The organism is Rhizobium sp. LjRoot258, from assembly GCF_964254185.1.
GTDB lineage: Bacteria > Pseudomonadota > Alphaproteobacteria > Rhizobiales > Rhizobiaceae > Rhizobium.
The window spans coordinates 1,087,218-1,104,260 of record NZ_CAXUST020000002.1; the positions used below are offsets into that span (position 1 = coordinate 1,087,218).

The following is a 17,043-nucleotide window of genomic DNA, read 5'->3' on the forward strand; positions in this document are numbered from 1 at the left end:
GATCGCTCAGGGAGATGTCATCCCGCGTGCAACTTGGGAGGAAGTTCTATGCAGTTTTCAAAAGCCGTCCTGAAAGGGGCGCTGTCCCTTGCAGCCGTCGTGGCGCTCGGCGCATCCACCGTGCTGGCAGCCAATATCGCAGTCGTCGGCGGAAAGACCGACGATGAGTTCTGGAGCCGGATCAAGAAGGGCGTGGATGATGCCCGTCTGGTTGTCGAAAAGAATGGGGGCTCGGTCAGCTACCTTCAGCTTCAAACCTATGACAATCTTGGTCCGGACGCCGCCCAGCTCGTCCGCACCGCGATGAGCCAGGGCGTGACGGGTATCGTTGTGCCGGACTGGGTTCCGGAAGCTGAGGACGAGGCGATCAAGGCTGCGGTCCAGGCGGGAATCAAAGTCATTCTCATGAATGCCGGCAACATCGAAAAGGCGCGTGAGCTAGGCGCGATCAACTATGTTGGCTCCGATGAGTATGTGGCAGGCAAGGCAGGCGGCGAATATCTCGGATCGAAAGGCGCAAAAAATGTCATTTGTGTCAACACGGTTCCAGGCGCTGCCAATCAGGAAGCCCGTTGCAAGGGTGTGATCGACGGTATTGCGGCGAAAGGCGGACAGGGCAAGCAGCTTCCCCTTCCTGCGACGAGCTTCGGGGATCAGACCGCGATTGCGGAGGCGGTGAAGGCCACGCTTCTCCAGGACGACAGCATCGACGGTATCATCAACGTCAGCGCGACAGATGCCGATGCAGCTGCAAGCGGGATCAACCAGGCAGGAAAGGTCGGCAAGGTATCGCACGGTACCTTCGATCTCAACGCTTCAGGCTTGGCCCGCATCAAGGATGGCTCGCAGACCTTCGCCATCGATCAGCAGCCGTATCTGCAGTCGATCCTCAGTGTGACGCTGCTGGCGTCGCACCTCGACTATGGAACGAATCTTCCGACCGCGCCCGTCCTTACCGGCCCAGGCATCGTCGACGCATCCAACATCGATGCGACCATGGCCGGCGTCAAAAGCGGCGCCCGATAATCGGTTCTCGTCAAGCGCGACCCGCAGGACCGCTGCGGGTCGAAGACGAACGGCACTTCGGGTTCGAAGCCATGTTAGGATTTTGCACATGAACACTCTGTCAGTAGGCAACCTCTTGCGGCGCCCCGAGGCGGGCGCGTTCCTCGGGCTCATCGGGGTGCTTGCGTTCTTCATCATCTTTGGAAGCACCAAGTTTCTCGAACCGGCCGGAGCGGCGAGCTGGCTGAACGTCGCCGCCAACCTCGGCATCGTCGCCCTGCCGATCGGCCTGTTGATGATCGCGGGTGACCTCGACATTTCGATCGGTGCCATGATCCCCGCGGGATCGATGACCATCGCAATCATCTCCGGCTTCTATGGTCTCCCGATCTGGGTTGGTATGCTCGGCTCCATCGGCATAGGGCTCATGGTGGGCCTGGTGAATGGCTATCTTGTCGTCAGAACCGCGGTTCCCTCACTCATTGTCACGCTCGGGACGCTGTTTGCGGTCCAGGGCCTGATGCTCGGGGTATCGGTTCTCGTCACAGGAACCACCAGCGTGCCGCTAACAGCGGATCCCTGGGCGAAGTTCCTCTTCGGTCACTTCCTGTTAGGCTCCTTCCAGGTGATCATCATCTGGTGGATTGCAATCACCGCCCTCTTCGTCTTCTTCATCCATCTGTCTCCCTATGGGAACTGGATCTTCGCGATGGGCGGAGACAGGGTCAGCGCCCGTAACGCCGGCATTCCGACAGCCGGGCTCACGATCATCCTGTTCGTTCTCTCCTCCACGAGCGCGTCGTTCGTAGGCATGTGCCAGGCGATCCTGTTCAACTCGGCTCAGGTCTCGGGAGGCATGACGTTCATCTTCAACGCCATCATCTCGGTCGTCGTCGGTGGTGTGCTTCTGACCGGAGGCTTTGGATCCGTGATCGGGATCTTCTTCGGCACGATCACCTTCGCGGTCGTCAACCAGGGCATCTACTTCACCACCTTCGACCGCAACTGGTCGAGCCTGATCATCGGCGTGATGCTTCTGATTGCCGTGCTCATGAACAACACGTTCCGTCACATGGCGCTGACCTACTCGCCGAAGAAGAAGTGAGGACAGGATATGAAAACGCCAATTCTCGAGCTTGAGAACGTCAACAAGTCCTTCGGTCCGATCGACGTCCTGCACAACATCACGCTGAAGGTTCATCCAGGCGAAGTCCTGTGTCTGCTCGGCGACAACGGTGCAGGTAAGTCCACGCTCATCAAGACCTTCGCCGGCGTTTACAAGCCGACGAGCGGCACGGTGAAGTTCGAAGGAAGGGCTCTGACCTTCAACAATCCGCGCGAAGCCGCCGATATGGGCATTGCGACCGTCCACCAGTTCGGCGGTACCTTCCCCCTTATGAGCATCGGCCGTTCATTCTTCGTTGGCCGGGAACCGACCAAGGGCTTCGGCCCCTTCAAGATCTACGATCGCAAGAAGGCCAACGAGATCGCGGTGAAGGCCGTCCGGGAGTTCGGCATCACGCGCATCGACGACGGAGACCGCCTGATTGGCGGGTTGTCCGGCGGTGAACGACAATCGCTGGCCATTGCACGCGCTGTCCATTTCGGGGCGAGGGTGCTCATTCTCGACGAGCCGACGGCCGCGCTCGGCGTCAAGGAGGCCGCGCACGTTCTGCGCATCGTGCTCGAGGCGCGGCGTCGCGGCCTGGCAGTGATATTCATCACCCACAACGTCATCCATGCGATGACCGTCGGCGACCACTTCGCCGTCCTGATCAAGGGCGAGAAGGCAGCCGATTTCCGCAAGGGCGAGAAGACCCGAGAGGAGATCACCGACCTCATGGCCGGCGGCGAGGCGATGGCCGAACTTGAAGCCGAGATCGAAGCTCACTCGTCCGCCAATAGCGGACAACCACTAGCGGTCTGACCGGCCGCCGAACGGACACAACAAGACAACGACATCGGCTCACCCGCCTCGCGGGTGGGGCTGGCAAGTGCAACCATTTCACGGGTGAACAGTCATGAAAATCGCGCTCGACCCCTTTATGCATCGCCACCTTTCGCTCGAGCAGCTCCCCTCGAAAGTCGCCGAACTCGGCTATGAGTGGATCGAGCTCAGCCCTCGGGCCGACTTCCTCGAATGGTTCAAGGCCCCGCGGGTGTTCCCGTCCAGGATAAAGTCCTTCAAGAAGGCGCTCTCAGACGCCAACGTCGGCATCGCGTCGCTCCTGCCGATGTATCGTTGGGCGTCCAATGACGAGACTGAGCGGCAGGCAGCGGTTCGGCACTGGAAACGCGCCATCGAGATCGCCGTTGAACTCGGCGTCGACACGATGAACTCCGAATTCGGTCGGGGACCGCATCCCGACAAGGGCTCCTGCTACTGCTGCCACACGGGATCGATGATCGAGGCATGCGAGGACGCCTGGTGGCGGTCGATGGAGGAACTCGTTCCGATCTTCGAACGCGAAGGCATCAACCTCCATGTCGAGCCGCATCCGGAAGACTGGTGCGAGACGCTGCAGCCGGCCCTCGACGTCATCCGGACGGTCAACTCCAAGAACGTCAAGTTCCTCTATTGCGCGCCGCATACGTTCTACTTCGGTGACGACACCAAGGCGATGCTGCGCGAGGCGAAGGACGTCCTCGCCCACGTCCATGTCGGTGATACCTTCAATCACAAGGCATCCTCTGGGCTACGCTACATTCTGAACCCGCCCGGAACGAACGCCCGCGTGCACCAGCATCTCAACATCGGACAGGGGGAGGTGCCTTGGGACGACTTCTTCGGAACGCTCGCCGAGATCGGCTTCGACGGCATCATGACGTCCTGCGTCTTCGCCTGGGAAGAGAAGGCTGACCAATCCGGCAAGTTCATGTGCACCGAAATGCAGCGCTACGTCGACAAGTACGCAACGAAGTGACGCCTCAGCTATTTGGCGGCGCGGAAGGCGCGCGGCCTCAAGACTTTAATTCCTGGAAGGACAAAAAATGATCAACGGAGAAAGACTGATAGAGCGCCCACTGCGTTGGGGCATGGTTGGCGGCGGCCGGACGGGCCAGGTCGGCTACAAGCACAGGACCGGCGCGCAACGCGACGGTACCTATCGCCTCGTCTGCGGCGCATTCGACCTCGACGCCGAACGCGGACGCGACTTCGGCACGAAGATCGGCGTTGCTGCCAACCGGTGCTATACGGACTACAAGGAACTGATCGCAAGGGAGGCCGGTCGCGAGGACGGCGTCGAGGTCGTATCCATCGCGACGCCGAACTTCACCCACTACGAGATCACCAAGGCATGCCTTGAGGCCGGCCTGCACGTCATCTGCGAGAAGCCTCTCTTCTTCACGGTCGAGGAATGCGACGAGGTTGCCAAGCTCGCCGAACGGAAAGGTCTGATTGTCGGCGTCACCTACGGCTTCACCGGCCACCCGCTGGTCCATCAGATGGCCGCGATGGTGAAGAAGGGGATGCTCGGCGATATCCGGATCGTCGACCTTCAGTACACGCACGGCTTCAATTCAGGGGACGACGTGGGGGCAGGCGAGGCTGTGAAGTGGCGCACCAACCCGAAGACGGCCGGTCCCACCTTCGTCCTCGGCGATATCGGAACGCATCTCTACTACCTCTCCGAAATCGTACTCCCGCATCTGAAGATTGAGAAGTTGCTTTGCGACCGCAAGGCGTTCATTCCGACCCGCGCGCCGCTCGAAGACCATGCGACCGTCCTGATGCACTACGACAACGGCGCCCGCGGCCGACTCTGGGTATCCTCGGTCAACGCCGGGAACATGGGCTCGCAGCGCTATCGCTTTGTCGGTTCGAAGGCGTCCATAGAATGGTCCGACGCCCATCCCGACCAGTTGATCTACGAGGTCCAGGGTGAGCCGAACCGCATCCTGCACCATGGCATGCCATACCTTGAAGAGGAGAGCCTCGCCGTCGACCGGATGGGCGCGCTTCACACCGAAGGATTGGGCGATAGCTGGTCCAACATCTATCTCTGGATCGCGCAGGCCATCGATGCGAAGCGTCGCGGTGACGAGGCCTTCCTGAAGACCCATCACTACCCCGACATCAACGCCGGCACCGAGGGTGTCCGCTGGCTCGAAAACTGCGTCCGCTCGGCTGACAAAGGCGCAGCCTGGGTCGACTTTAAATAACCTGGAATTGGGGGCGCGCGGTTTTCCTCCAACCTACTCCCAAGAGCGCGTCCCCGACACTTACCCAACAGGAAACCATGCCATGAAACTATCGATCTGCACCGACGTAATGGGCGATCTCCCTTTCACTGAAATGCTCGACAAGTGCGTTAAGCTCGGCGTCGAAGGCATTGAAATGACGGGCGGCGGCTGGTCGCGCGCTCCTCATTTCCGCGCCGACGAGCTGCTGGAGGACAAGGGACTGCTCAAGTCCAAGCTTAAGGAGATCGAGGCCCGCGGTCTTGAGATCGCCGCTCTGAATTGCTCGGCCAATCCGCTTGATCCCGGCGACATGGGTAAACGCCATCGCAAGGAGATGGAGCAGACCATCCGTCTGGCCGGTGAAATTGGCGTGAAGACGATCGTCACCATGTCGGGGCTCCCCGAGGCTGCCCCTGGTGACACGGTCCCCAATTGGCTTGTCTACACCAAGAGCTGGCCGGACGAGATGCCGGAGCGCGACCGGTACCAGTGGGAGGACTGCGCGTTTCCGCTATGGCATGACCTCGTAAAGCTCGCAAAGGAAGTCGGCGTCGAAAAGTATGCGCTCGAGAATTTCTCGGCGATGCTGGTATGGAACCCCGAGACGCTGTTCCGTCTTCGCAACGAGGTCGGGCCAACCGTCGGGATGAATCTCGATCCATCGCATCTCATGTGGATGGGAGCGGACCCGATCGCTTCTGCACGGGCTCTCGGCTCCGCGATACATCATTGCCACGGCAAGGATACGCGCATCGAGCGCGGCCTGGCGGATGTCAACGGCCTGCTGGAACTGAAGGAAGTCACGGATGTCGCCAACCGCACATGGAACTATGTAGCCGTCGGCGCTGGCCACGACCTGCAATGGTGGAAGGAATTCTTCTCCGTCGTGCGCATGGTCGGATACAACGGCTGGGTCAGCCTCGAGATGGAAGACTTCACAATGTCCACCGACGCCGGCATCCAGTCCTCCATCGATGCGCTGCAGGCCACGATCAGCCGCTGACTTTGGCCCGGGCCGCTGACGCGGCCCGGCCATTTTGTGAGGACGAGATGAGCACTCCGATTACCATTACCACTGCTCCCTGCTGCTGGGGTGTCGATGACGTAAAGAACCCGTACCTTCCCAATTGGGAAAAGGTTCTGGACGAGGCGCAGATAGCCGGCTTCGGAGGGCTGGAGCTTGGGCCTTATGGATACCTGCCGCTTGACCTCGGTCTTGTTTCGGAAGCGTTGAACAAGCGCGGACTGCGTATCGTGGCGGGCACAATCTTTGACGATCTGGTTTCGCCCGCAAACCGGGCAAATCTCCTTCGTCAGACCGATGAGATCTGCTCTCTCATAACGCAACTGCCGAGACCGGACACTCATCTCGGGCAGCGTTTCAGTGCCCCTTATCTGACGGTGATGGATTGGGGGCACGACGAAAGGGACTACACTGCCGGGCATTCCGATCGCGCGCCGCGGCTTGATGATGGCGCGTGGAGCGGCATGGTAGAAAACATTCGCGCCGTAGCCACACTTGCTCGCGACAAGTTCGGTGTAAGGGCGACGATCCATCCGCATGCGGGTGGTTATATCGAGTTCGCCGACGAGTTGGAGCGTATCACAGGCGACATCCCCGCCGATCTGGCCGGTCTCTGCCTCGACACCGGACACATGACCTATTCCGGCATGGATCCGGTTGCCACCCTGCGCCACTACTGGAATCGGGTCGACTATATCCATTTCAAAGACATCGACGCCAAGATCTACCAGGAGGTGATGGGCGAACGCATCCGCTTCTTCGAGGCTTGCGCCAAGGGCGTCATGTGCCCGATCGGACGCGGCTCGATCGATTACTCGGCAATCCGCACGCTTCTGACTGAACTCGGCTACAGCGGCTATATCACCATCGAACAAGAGCGCGACCCGCTCAACACCAGCAGCATACTGAACGATCTGGCCGCCAGCCGGTCGTTCCTGGCGCGCGTTGGTTTCTAGAAGCTAGGAGATTCAGATGAAATCACTCGACGTCATTACAATTGGCCGCTCATCCGTCGACCTCTACGGCCTTCAAGTCGGCGGACGGCTCGAAGACATGGGCTCGTTCAACAAATATATTGGCGGCTCGCCAACCAATATCGCCTGTGGAGCTGCGCGGCTCGGCCTCAAGTCTGGACTGATCACGAAAGTCGGCGACGAACACATGGGTCGCTTCATCCGCGAACAGCTTCAACGCGAAGGTGTCGACGTGGGAGGGGTTAGGACGGATCCCGAGCGCCTGACGGCGCTCGTGCTCTTGGGTATCCGCGACGAGGATACTTTTCCTCTGATCTTCTATCGTGAGAACTGCGCGGACATGGCGCTCAGCGAAGATGACATCCACTCGGACTATATTGCCTCGGCACGCGCCGTCGTCGTGACGGGCACGCACCTTTCCAATCAGCGCACTGAAGCCGCTGTGCTCAAGGCCCTTGGGCTTGCCCGAACGTCTGAAGCCCGAACCGCGCTCGACATCGACTATCGCCCAAACCTGTGGGGCGTCGCTGGCCACGGCGACGGAGAAAGCCGCTATGTGGCGGACCGGCAGGTGACGGCCAAGCTCCAGTCGACCCTTCATCTCTTCGATTTGATCGTCGGTACGGAGGAAGAGTTCCATATTGCTGGCGGGACAACGGATACTGTCGCAGCGCTCAAGGCTGTGCGCGCCGTTTCCGCGGCGACACTTGTCTGCAAGCGGGGTGCTAAGGGCGCCGTCGCGTTTGAGGGAGCAATTCCCGACAACCTCGAAGAGGGCCAATCCGGGGAGGGTTTCCCGATCGACGCCTTCAATGTTCTTGGTGCTGGCGACGGTTTCTTCTCGGGCCTCCTGAAAGGCTGGCTTGACGGTAAGGATTGGCCGACTTCTCTCAAATACGCCAATGCCTGCGGAGCTTTTGCCGTTTCGCGCCATGGCTGCACGCCTGCCTATCCCTCACTTATGGAGCTTGAACTCTTCCTGGAGCGTGGTGTCACGCGCCCGGACCTGCGCAACGATACGCAGCTAGAACAAATCCATTGGTCGACCAACCGTCATCGCAATCACGGCGAAGACCTGCCGGAATACCGTATTTTCGCCTTTGATCATCGCATGCAACTCGAGCAAATGGCGGGGTACACTCTGGAAAAGGGCAGCGCCTTCAAGGGACTTTGCCTGAAGGCTGCCCTGCATGTTCAGAACGGTCGATCGGGCTATGGAATTTTGTGCGACAACCGGATTGGACAAAAGGCGCTCCATGCAGCCTCCGGCACAGGTCTGTGGATCGGCCGTCCTTGCGAATGGCCTGGTTCGCGGCCGTTGACCCTGGAACCCGAGCTTGGCTCTGACTACGGCGGCCTGGTCGAGTGGGCGCGCGAGAATGTTGTCAAAGTACTGTGCTTCTGCCATCCCGAGGATGATGCCGAGACCCGCGCGGATCAGGAAGCGACAGTAAAACGGCTTTTCGAGGCGTCGCGGCGCAATGACCTAGAATTCCTGCTGGAGATCATCCCATCCAAAGTGGATGAGGTTAACGATGACACGACCGCGCTCCTGATCCAGCAATTTTATGACATCGGCGTATTCCCCGACTGGTGGAAGCTTGAGCCAATGAAAACTGCTGACGCCTGGGCGAATACCATCGCGGCGATCGAGAAGAACGACCGCAACACGCGCGGTATCGTCGTCTTAGGTCTCGACGCCCCCGAAGCGGAATTGGCCGCGAGTTTCGAGATCGCCGCCGCATTCGAGCTGGTGAAGGGTTTTGCCGTCGGCCGGACCATCTTCGGCGACGTGGCGCGAGCGTGGATGTCAGGTCAGGTGGAAGACGACGCGGCCGTCGCTGAGATGGCAAAGCGCTATCAGCGGCTCTGCAACATTTGGGACGAGTCCAGAGCGGCGGCACGGGAGAAAGCAGCATGACAAACACGATCAAACTCACGGCCGCTCAGGCGATGGTCAAATGGCTTTCTGCTCAGTTGACCGAAGACGGCGATCGATTCATCGAAGGTGTATGGGCCATTTTCGGTCACGGCAATGTTGCCGGAATTGGCGAAGCGCTGCATGGCATCGGCGACGCGCTACCAACTTGGCGCGGTCAAAACGAGCAGACCATGGCGCATGCGGCAATTGCATATGCCAAGACGATGAAACGTACACGTGCGCAAGCGGTTACGTCGTCGATTGGCCCCGGCGCCCTCAACATGGTGACCGCCTGCGCCCTTGCCCATGTCAATCGTCTGCCGGTGCTGTTCATTCCGGGAGATATTTTCGCCAATCGTCGTCCTGACCCTGTCCTGCAGCAAATCGAGGACATAGGCGATGGAACCGTCAGCGCCAACGATTGCTTCCGGCCGATCTCGGCCTACTTCGATCGGATCGCTCGGCCCGAGCATTTGCTCACCTGCTTGCCTCGGGCTTTGGCCGTGATGACCGACCCGGCAAACTGTGGGCCGGCTACACTCGCCTTCTGTCAGGACGTGCAAGCGGAATACTATGATTATCCGGAAGCATTCTTCGAGCCCAAGGTATGGCGCATCCGCCGCCCCGAGCCAGATCCGCGGGAAGTCGCGGATCTCGCCAATGCAATCCGTACCGCGCGCCGGCCCGTCATCATTTCCGGTGGCGGCGTCATCTATTCGCAGGCGGAGGCCGACCTCGCTGCGTTCGCCGACAAACACAATATCCCGTTCGCCGAAACGCAAGCAGGCAAGGGGGCCAACAGTTGGGAACAGCCGATGAACTTTGGTTCCCCCGGTGTAACCGGATCGGCTTCGGCCAATAAGCTTTGCGCTGAAGCGGATCTGATCATCGGAATTGGGACGCGCTTCCAAGATTTCACAACGGGGAGCTGGGCTCTCTTTCGCAATCCGTCGCGTAAGGTCGCGTCAATCAATCTTGCAGGATATGACGCGACCAAGCATTCGGCACTACCGTGTGTCGGGGATGTCAAGGTGACGCTGGCGCGTCTATCCGATGCGCTGGGGGATTATCGCGCGCCTGCAGTCGACGCGAGGAGCAGGAGCGAATGGCTCGCCGCGGTTAAGCGCGTGACGGCGGCGCCGGAAGCCGACAATTCCGGGGCCCTGCCCACGGATGCGCAGGTCATCGGCGCCGTCCAGCGCGTGTCAACTGAGAAATCGGTTGTCATGTGCGCGGCAGGCACGATGCCGGGCGCGCTGCAGGTGCTCTGGCAGTCTGCCAGGAGCGGCTATCATATGGAGTATGGTTTCTCTTGCATGGGCTATGAGGTTGCGGGTGCTATGGGCATCAAGCTCGCGCGCCCAGACAAGGAGGTCATCTGCTTCGTGGGTGACGGCTCCTACATGATGGCCAACTCCGAACTCGCCACGGCCGTTATCCGACGGGTGCCATTCACGGTCGTACTCACTGACAATCGAGGCTACGGCTGCATCAATCGACTGCAGATCGAGTGCGGTGGAGCCGAGTTCAACAACATGTACAAGGACTGCAATATCGAGGTGCAGCCCGAAATCGATTTCGTCGCGCACGCCGCCGCGATGGGCGCTCACGCGGAGAAGATAAGCTCTATCGGCGAACTCGAGGCCCGCATCGTCGCAGCAAGGCAAAGGAACATTCCGACTGTTCTGGTTATCGACACGGATCCCGTTCCAGGAACCGGGGCGGGTGGTCATTGGTGGGATGTTGCGGTGCCACAGGTTGGCGGCCCGGAGCGGCTTGAGCAGGCACGTGCGCGTTACAATGAGAATGCCGCTTATCAACGCGTGTTTGATTGAGGAGCTCGCAATATGTCTCCACTCTTGCGTAAACCCTTCGGCTCCCACGGTAAAATCCATGAGATCACGCCTCAGTCTGCCGGTTGGCGCTATGTCGGCTTTGCGGTCTATCGATTGCGGCCGGGTGAAGCAGTCGAGGAGGCTACTGGCGATCGCGAGGTAATCCTCGTAATGGTCGAGGGCAAGGCGGCCATTCATGCCGCCGGCCAAGACTGGGGCATGCTGGGCGATCGCATGAACGTCTTTGAAAAAACGCCGCCCCATTGCCTTTATGTGCCAAACGCCAGCGACTGGCGGGCGGTCGCGGACACGGAGTGTACGATTGCCGTTTGTTCGGCGCCCGGAAAGGGCGGCCATGCCGCGCGGCGGATCGGTCCCGAGGGAATTTCGCTGACGGCGCGCGGTAAGGGGACCAACACGCGCCACATTAACAACATTGCCATGGAGGCCGAAGACTACTGCGACAGCCTGCTCGTGACGGAGGTGTTCACGCCGGCGGGGCATTGGTCGTCCTATCCGAGCCACAGGCATGACGAAGACGATTTTCCGCGTATCACTTATCTGGAGGAGACATACTACCACCGTCTCCACCCGGCCTCGGGCTTCGGCATCCAGCGGGTCTATACCGATGATGGGCTCCTCGATGAAGCCATGGCGGTGAAGGATCACGATGTTGTTTTGGTGCCGCGCGGGCACCACCCGTGTGGCGCGCCCTATGGTTTTGAGATGTATTATCTCAACGTCATGGCAGGCCCCCTGCGGAAGTGGCGCTTCATCCCATCACCCGAGGTGGAGTGGATCATCGAGCGTGATGCGAGATGACAAGACAGGCCCTCAACCAGAGAACCGCGCTAAACGTCTCCAATGAGGCGTTTTCTGCATTTGGCAAAGGAGCTCGACTACATCGCCCGCTCGTTTCATCCCTGGTTGGAAGGTGCGGCAATTTCGCCTGAAGGGAATGCACAATGCCTCTACTGAAATTTCATCTCTTTAAAGGGCGTACATCTTGCGAACTCGATCTGCTTCTCGATGTCGCTCACGAGGTGATGGTCGACACATTTAAGGTGCCGGCGGACGATCGCTATCAGGTCGTCTCGGAGCGTGAGGCTACGCACATGCGAGCCTTAGACACGGGCCTAGGCATTCCGCGAACCGAAAAATTCGTGCTTATCGAAGTCGTATCGCGGCCCCGCGGCCGCGATACGAAAGTGGCATTTTACCGCAACTTGTGCTTGGCCTTAGCAGACAAATGCGGCCTGGCGGCCTCTGATCTGATGATTTCATTCACCGAGAATTCCGATGAAGACTGGTCGTTCGGATATGGCCGCGCGCAGTTTTTGACCGGCGAACTCTAACAAGTCATGTCAAATTGAGCGGAGAACGAGGCCGTTCACACCAGCAAGGCACTCGTCAACGACATCCGTCGATCCTTCGACTTCATCGAAGGGTCGCTTGGCGGTGACACGAGGTGACGGTCCCGTAACCGGTCGAGCGCGTTATAGGAGAAAAGACATGCCTCTGTTGAAATTTCACCTATACAAGGGACGTACGATCGAGAAGTTGGGAAGCTTCTCGACGCTACGCAGCGGGTGATGGTCGCAACGCTCAGTGTTCCGGACGCCGATCTCTACCAGCTCGTGACGGGATACGAACATTCCCGTGGGCGCCTTTAGGCGATACTGTTCATGCGTAAGACAATGGTAGCAGCGCAGTCTCCTGCTCCGATTGACGCCACCGACCTATATGACAGGCTAGTTCACTTCAGATGCCACCTAGGAGCTTATTGCAAACCATGACCCCGGATCGATTTAGCGAATGTCTGCTCCATATCCGATGGACCCCGATCAATATCGCGTCGGCGCTGCAGTGCGAGCTCTCTTGGATCGAAGCGCTGGAGGCCGGGAACGAGGAAGTTCCGGCCGAACTTGCTGCGTGGTTGGAGACACTGGCGAAAGCACACGAAGCATTTCCAGCGCCAGCGACTTACCGTGGCAGGAGTTCAAAGCACTGAGCGAGGCTTCAGTAGATCGCAACCAATGCCTCGACAGCAGGCTGCCGGCTACAGCCCCTACGTACTCTCCAAGCCTCAAGGTGAGCGGCTTCACTCTGCATGAACGCAAGGATCATCGCTTGTGGCGTTGCGTAGCCGGCGTCGGAAAGTTCTCGGCCGAGATCTGCGTCAGACCCCATGAGGCGGACTTCATCGCTGCAGTCTCGTCGATCAGAAGAGCGACATCAGACGCGGATCGCTGTCTTTCGGGTACCCGAGATAGCCCACATAGAGAGCCAGGACTTGGCACCGGTCTTGGTCCCATTGAGATAAAGGCCGTGGCCATCGCTGTGTCGGCCGCAGCGAGCCTATCGGACCAGACGAACGAAGCTCACAGTTTGTTGGGTCTTCGTGACAATCCGTTCCCACTTCCGATGCAGGTTGCAGGCGCATAACAGCGAATTTCCGCGAATCCGTGAAGGAAGATAACCGTTTATTTTCAACATGATAAGAACGTAGGCGGACTTATTCGAACGGCAAATCGCTGACACCATAGCATCCATCATACGCTGCCGCGCATCTCCACATGCGGTTCGATCAGCACGTGTTGGGCATTTTCGCGGCCGTCGATCCGGCTGAGCAGGATCTCGCCGGCGGTCCTGCCAAGTTGGGCGGCGTTTTGATCGACGCTGGTCAAGCCGACAAGCGGGATGGCGGCAGGGGGAGAATTGTCATACCCAATGATGGCGAGGTCTTCGGGAACCCGTACGCCGCTGGTTCTGGCCGCATTGAGCAACGGCACGGCGTCAAGATCCGACCAGACGAAGACTGCGCGGGGTCGATGTTGCGACGTAAGGAAGTTCTTGATCGCGGTCCTTCGATCCGCGGCGACGGGCGGAAGCCGAATGATTTTGCCTTCCAGACCGGCTTGCTTCATTCCCTCCAGGTAGCCCATCTCGCGCTGAACGGCGACGACCGACGCAGGCGAATCCAGGAGATCATAGCTCAGCATTGCTACGTCCCGATAACCTTGACGCAGCGCAGCCTCGACTGCCAGATGGGCACCCGTCCGATCGTCGGAATTGATGGTGTCGTACGTCTGCGCATGCGGCTCGTGATGCGCGATCACGACGATCGGAATTTGACGGGCGTAGCGTTCCAAAACCTTGCCTGATATTCGCGGAGCAATAATCAGGACCCCGTCCATCCGGTTGTCGATCATCGATTCGATCATGGAGGCTTCGATCGAGCTGGCCGAGCGACCAATTCCAATGAGCGATTTGTAATTGCTCTCTGACAAGGCGGCGTTCGCGCTCTCGATCACGCCAGCAAGGAACGGGTTGGACAGTTCTATCACGAGAACGCCAATCGTGTAGGTGCGACCGCGCATTCCTCGTGCCGCTACGGACGGGCGGTAGTTCAACTTCTCGATCGAGGTTTCGACCTTGTTCCTCAAAACCTCGCTGACACCGTAGGCGTTGCGCAGCACCTTGGAGACAGCCGCGATGGAAACGCCGGCGTCCTTTGCCACATGGCGGATGGTGATCCTGTCCTGTGACGCGTTAACTGACTGATTTTTCATCATAAACGTCTCTGTCTCCGGGTTTTGTGAAATTATAGGCACAAAACTCTTGCGCGGCAATCGTTTGTGTAGAATGATATACATAGAACGATATACACGAGGCGTTCTGGTCCCCAACGGGGATGCGGTTGAGGAGGTTTGCATGAGGGAGATTGTAATGGACCACGGCACCGCCGCGGCCAGCGGCCTTGCTGGTTCTGCGTTCCAGTTTTCAGCGTCTATGGTCGCACCGTCTTGCGACGGTGGCCAGGGAACGGCGGGCACGTTCATTTCCCGTGAGTTTTGGCTGGGCGCGGTGCCGGCAGAGGCGACACTGCGCATTTCCGCGCTTGGGCTTTACCGTGCTTTCATCAATGGACACCGCGTCGGGGACGATCTGCTCACGCCTGGTTGGACCTGCTACGACGACCGCATCGCCTATCAGACCTATGACGCCACAGACCTGCTGCGCTCAGGCGATAATCGCATCGAGATCTGGCTGGGCGACGGCTGGTACCGCAGCCAGCTCATGTGGGCCTCCAACCCGATCATCAACTGCTGGGGCGAGAAAACGGCGGCGATTGCAGAGCTAAGCGCCGGCGGGGCACCGTTGTTGAAGACGGATGCGACCTGGAAAAGCGGCTACACGCCGGTTATCCGCAACGGCATCTATTTCGGCGAGGACTACGACGCGCGCATCGAACCGAAAGACACGCACGGCGTCGAGGTCCTGGCCTTCGATAAGGGGTTGCTCGTTCCTCACGAGACGATGGCGGTGAAGGAGCTTGATGGGCGCTCGCCGATCGCAAGCTGGGCCGAGGCGGATGGCCGAAACGTCTATGATTTCGGCCAGAACGCCGGCGCCTATATTCGCATTCACGTAAAGGGCGAGGCGGGTGCGCAGGTTCGGGTTGAACATTCGGAAGTGCTCGGACCCGACCGGTTTTTCGACAACCGCAATTATCGAAGCGCGCGGGCCGAACTGGTCTACACGCTGAGCGGCGAGGGCGAAGAGGTCTACGCGCCGCTCTTCACCTTCATGGGGTTCCGATACGCGCGCGTCACCTTGACGGGGCGGGCTGAACTGGTCGCCATCACCATGGTCCCGATCTCTTCGGTGCCTGTGAGCGCGGGCGGTTTCACCTGCGGCGTTGCCGCGGTCAACAAGCTCGTCGAGAACACGATCTGGTCGCAGCGCTCGAATTTCATCGAGGTCCCGACCGACTGCCCGCAGCGCGATGAGCGGCTGGGTTGGACCGGCGATGCCCAGGTTTTTGCCGGCACTGCCTGCTGGCTTGCGAATAGTGAATCCTTCCTTAGAAAATATCTTCGCGATGTGATCTACGACCAGCGTGCTGATGGAGCGGTCTCGCATTTTTCGCCAGACCCGACACGACTTCATCCGATCAACGGACGTGGCGATTGGGCGGGATCGACAGGCTGGGGTGACGCCATCGTCATCATCCCCTGGCAGCTCTATTTGCACTACGGCGACGCCTCGGTTCTCAACGAGTGTTTTCCGGCCATGCTGGGTTGGTTGGACTATCTCTGGGGCATTTCCGACGGCCCGCTCATCCGGCCGCCGGCAGTTTGGGGTGACCGTGGTTTCACCTTTGGCGACTGGCTGCAGCCCGTCGGCGACAATCGCAAGCCGCGTCCGACGGTTGCGGACGATTGTGCAGCGACCCTTTACCATTTTATTTCGACGCAGTTGGCCGCAAAGATCGCCCGCATCCTCGGGAAGGACCCCGAAGCGGTCAGGCTCGATGCCCGAGCAGAAGAAATCCGGGCGGCGTTCAAGCATGAGTTCTTTGCGCCATCGGGTCGCATCGCGCACAACGACCAGACCTCCTGGGCCTTGGCGTTCTTGTACGGTCTTGTTCCGCCGGAGTACGAGACGGCCGGTCGCGACTATTTTCGCCGTGTCTCGGAGGAGACCGACGGCGTGATTGGAACCGGCTTCATTGGAACCCCCGCTTTGCTGCCCGCTTTCACGCGTCTCGGAATGCTGGATCTTGCGGAAAAGATGTTCCTGAACCGCAAAGTCCCCGGCTGGCTGTACCAGGTGGAGCACGGGGCGACATCGATTTGGGAGCGGTGGGATGCACTCGCCGAGGATGGCACGATCTACGATCCCGACATGAACAGCTACAACCACTATGCCTATGGCGCCGTGTGCCAATGGCTCTTCGAGGATGTGGCTGGCATAAAACCGCTGGAAGATAAGCCCGGCTTCGAGGAAGTGGCATTCGACCCCGCCATTCTTCCCGCTCTCTCCCCCGTTTCGGCGTGGCATGACACGCGCTTCGGACGCATCGAGGCCGGATGGAGCCTGGAGGCGCAAACCGTCACCTGCCGCCTTTCATTGCCGGAAGGCGTGACGGCGCGCCTGAAGGGCACAGAGGGCCGCAAGTCGCTGACGGCGGAGGGCGGACTGGTCGCGCCCGGTCAAGAAGTCAGGCTCGGCAAGGGGGAGCATACGATCACCTTTTCCATCTGATACGGTAGCTTGCGGTCCTTGCCCGCAAGCGAGCAGCCCAAATCATTC

At 59.6% G+C, this 17,043-nt stretch carries 14 protein-coding genes; 13 read left to right on the forward strand and 1 reads right to left on the reverse strand.

Annotated features, from left to right (window positions below):
- Positions 1-48 precede the first annotated feature (48 nt).
- From ACSQ9D_RS25915 to ACSQ9D_RS25970, 12 genes are all read left to right on the forward strand, one after another.
- Positions 49-1,026 (forward strand): substrate-binding domain-containing protein, encoded by a 978-nt coding sequence (locus tag ACSQ9D_RS25915; protein ID WP_072377483.1) that lies wholly within the window; start codon positions 49-51, stop codon positions 1,024-1,026.
- A gap of 88 nt (positions 1,027-1,114) precedes the next feature.
- Positions 1,115-2,110: an ABC transporter permease gene (locus ACSQ9D_RS25920; RefSeq protein ID WP_436284718.1), complete on the forward strand. Its 996-nt coding sequence runs from the start codon at positions 1,115-1,117 to the stop codon at positions 2,108-2,110.
- A 9-nt stretch (positions 2,111-2,119) separates the two neighbouring features.
- Positions 2,120-2,932 (forward strand): ATP-binding cassette domain-containing protein, encoded by an 813-nt coding sequence (locus tag ACSQ9D_RS25925; protein ID WP_436284719.1) that lies wholly within the window; start codon positions 2,120-2,122, stop codon positions 2,930-2,932.
- 94 nt (positions 2,933-3,026) lie between these two features.
- Positions 3,027-3,929 carry a sugar phosphate isomerase/epimerase family protein gene (locus ACSQ9D_RS25930; RefSeq protein WP_436284720.1) on the forward strand — a complete coding sequence of 301 codons (903 nt, stop codon included), beginning with the start codon at positions 3,027-3,029 and terminating at the stop codon, positions 3,927-3,929.
- A 67-nt stretch (positions 3,930-3,996) separates the two neighbouring features.
- The gene (locus tag ACSQ9D_RS25935) at positions 3,997-5,169 is read left to right on the forward strand and encodes a Gfo/Idh/MocA family protein (protein WP_436284721.1); all 1,173 of its coding nucleotides are present in this window, start codon (positions 3,997-3,999) and stop codon (positions 5,167-5,169) included.
- 82 nt (positions 5,170-5,251) lie between these two features.
- Entirely contained in the window at positions 5,252-6,193 is a 942-nt protein-coding gene (locus tag ACSQ9D_RS25940; RefSeq protein WP_436284722.1) for a sugar phosphate isomerase/epimerase family protein, read from the forward strand.
- A gap of 47 nt (positions 6,194-6,240) precedes the next feature.
- Positions 6,241-7,170, forward strand: a complete 930-nt coding sequence (locus ACSQ9D_RS25945; protein ID WP_436284723.1) for a TIM barrel protein — start codon at positions 6,241-6,243, stop codon at positions 7,168-7,170.
- A gap of 16 nt (positions 7,171-7,186) precedes the next feature.
- Complete coding sequence (locus tag ACSQ9D_RS25950; RefSeq protein ID WP_436284724.1) at positions 7,187-9,109, forward strand: bifunctional 5-dehydro-2-deoxygluconokinase/5-dehydro-2-deoxyphosphogluconate aldolase; 1,923 nt, start codon at positions 7,187-7,189, stop codon at positions 9,107-9,109.
- Positions 9,106-10,944 (forward strand): 3D-(3,5/4)-trihydroxycyclohexane-1,2-dione acylhydrolase (decyclizing), encoded by a 1,839-nt coding sequence (gene iolD, locus ACSQ9D_RS25955; RefSeq protein ID WP_436284725.1) that lies wholly within the window; start codon positions 9,106-9,108, stop codon positions 10,942-10,944. Before ACSQ9D_RS25950 ends, iolD begins: the two co-directional genes overlap by 4 nt.
- 12 nt (positions 10,945-10,956) lie before the next feature.
- Entirely contained in the window at positions 10,957-11,766 is an 810-nt protein-coding gene (iolB, locus tag ACSQ9D_RS25960; protein ID WP_436284726.1) for a 5-deoxy-glucuronate isomerase, read from the forward strand.
- Between the two features lie 143 nt (positions 11,767-11,909).
- Entirely contained in the window at positions 11,910-12,299 is a 390-nt protein-coding gene (locus ACSQ9D_RS25965; protein ID WP_436284727.1) for a tautomerase family protein, read from the forward strand.
- A gap of 437 nt (positions 12,300-12,736) precedes the next feature.
- On the forward strand, positions 12,737-12,955 hold the full coding sequence (locus ACSQ9D_RS25970) for a hypothetical protein (protein ID WP_436284728.1): 219 nt from the start codon (positions 12,737-12,739) through the stop codon (positions 12,953-12,955).
- A gap of 541 nt (positions 12,956-13,496) precedes the next feature.
- Here the strand turns inward: ACSQ9D_RS25970 and ACSQ9D_RS25975 are convergent.
- Positions 13,497-14,516 carry a LacI family DNA-binding transcriptional regulator gene (locus ACSQ9D_RS25975; RefSeq protein ID WP_436285174.1) on the reverse strand — a complete coding sequence of 340 codons (1,020 nt, stop codon included), beginning with the start codon at positions 14,514-14,516 and terminating at the stop codon, positions 13,497-13,499.
- A gap of 157 nt (positions 14,517-14,673) precedes the next feature.
- Between ACSQ9D_RS25975 and ACSQ9D_RS25980 the strand changes: the two genes are divergently transcribed.
- Positions 14,674-16,995, forward strand: a complete 2,322-nt coding sequence (locus ACSQ9D_RS25980; RefSeq protein WP_436285175.1) for a family 78 glycoside hydrolase catalytic domain — start codon at positions 14,674-14,676, stop codon at positions 16,993-16,995.
- The last annotated feature ends 48 nt before the right edge of the window (positions 16,996-17,043 follow it).

What these genes read in the sequence shown, in the direction of transcription:
- ACSQ9D_RS25925 (WP_436284719.1), top strand. Translation starts at nt 2,120, where the DNA reads ATGAAAACGCCAATTCTCGAGCTTGAGAACGTCAACAAGTCCTTCGGT.
- iolB (WP_436284726.1), top strand. Translation starts at nt 10,957, where the DNA reads ATGTCTCCACTCTTGCGTAAACCCTTCGGCTCCCACGGTAAAATCCAT.
- ACSQ9D_RS25915 (WP_072377483.1), top strand. Translation starts at nt 49, where the DNA reads ATGCAGTTTTCAAAAGCCGTCCTGAAAGGGGCGCTGTCCCTTGCAGCC.
- ACSQ9D_RS25970 (WP_436284728.1), top strand. Translation starts at nt 12,737, where the DNA reads ATGACCCCGGATCGATTTAGCGAATGTCTGCTCCATATCCGATGGACC.
- ACSQ9D_RS25930 (WP_436284720.1), top strand. Translation starts at nt 3,027, where the DNA reads ATGAAAATCGCGCTCGACCCCTTTATGCATCGCCACCTTTCGCTCGAG.
- ACSQ9D_RS25965 (WP_436284727.1), top strand. Translation starts at nt 11,910, where the DNA reads ATGCCTCTACTGAAATTTCATCTCTTTAAAGGGCGTACATCTTGCGAA.
- ACSQ9D_RS25945 (WP_436284723.1), top strand. Translation starts at nt 6,241, where the DNA reads ATGAGCACTCCGATTACCATTACCACTGCTCCCTGCTGCTGGGGTGTC.
- ACSQ9D_RS25935 (WP_436284721.1), top strand. Translation starts at nt 3,997, where the DNA reads ATGATCAACGGAGAAAGACTGATAGAGCGCCCACTGCGTTGGGGCATG.
- ACSQ9D_RS25975 (WP_436285174.1), bottom strand. Translation starts at nt 14,516, where the DNA reads ATGAAAAATCAGTCAGTTAACGCGTCACAGGACAGGATCACCATCCGC.
- ACSQ9D_RS25920 (WP_436284718.1), top strand. Translation starts at nt 1,115, where the DNA reads ATGAACACTCTGTCAGTAGGCAACCTCTTGCGGCGCCCCGAGGCGGGC.
- iolD (WP_436284725.1), top strand. Translation starts at nt 9,106, where the DNA reads ATGACAAACACGATCAAACTCACGGCCGCTCAGGCGATGGTCAAATGG.
- ACSQ9D_RS25950 (WP_436284724.1), top strand. Translation starts at nt 7,187, where the DNA reads ATGAAATCACTCGACGTCATTACAATTGGCCGCTCATCCGTCGACCTC.
- ACSQ9D_RS25940 (WP_436284722.1), top strand. Translation starts at nt 5,252, where the DNA reads ATGAAACTATCGATCTGCACCGACGTAATGGGCGATCTCCCTTTCACT.
- ACSQ9D_RS25980 (WP_436285175.1), top strand. Translation starts at nt 14,674, where the DNA reads ATGGACCACGGCACCGCCGCGGCCAGCGGCCTTGCTGGTTCTGCGTTC.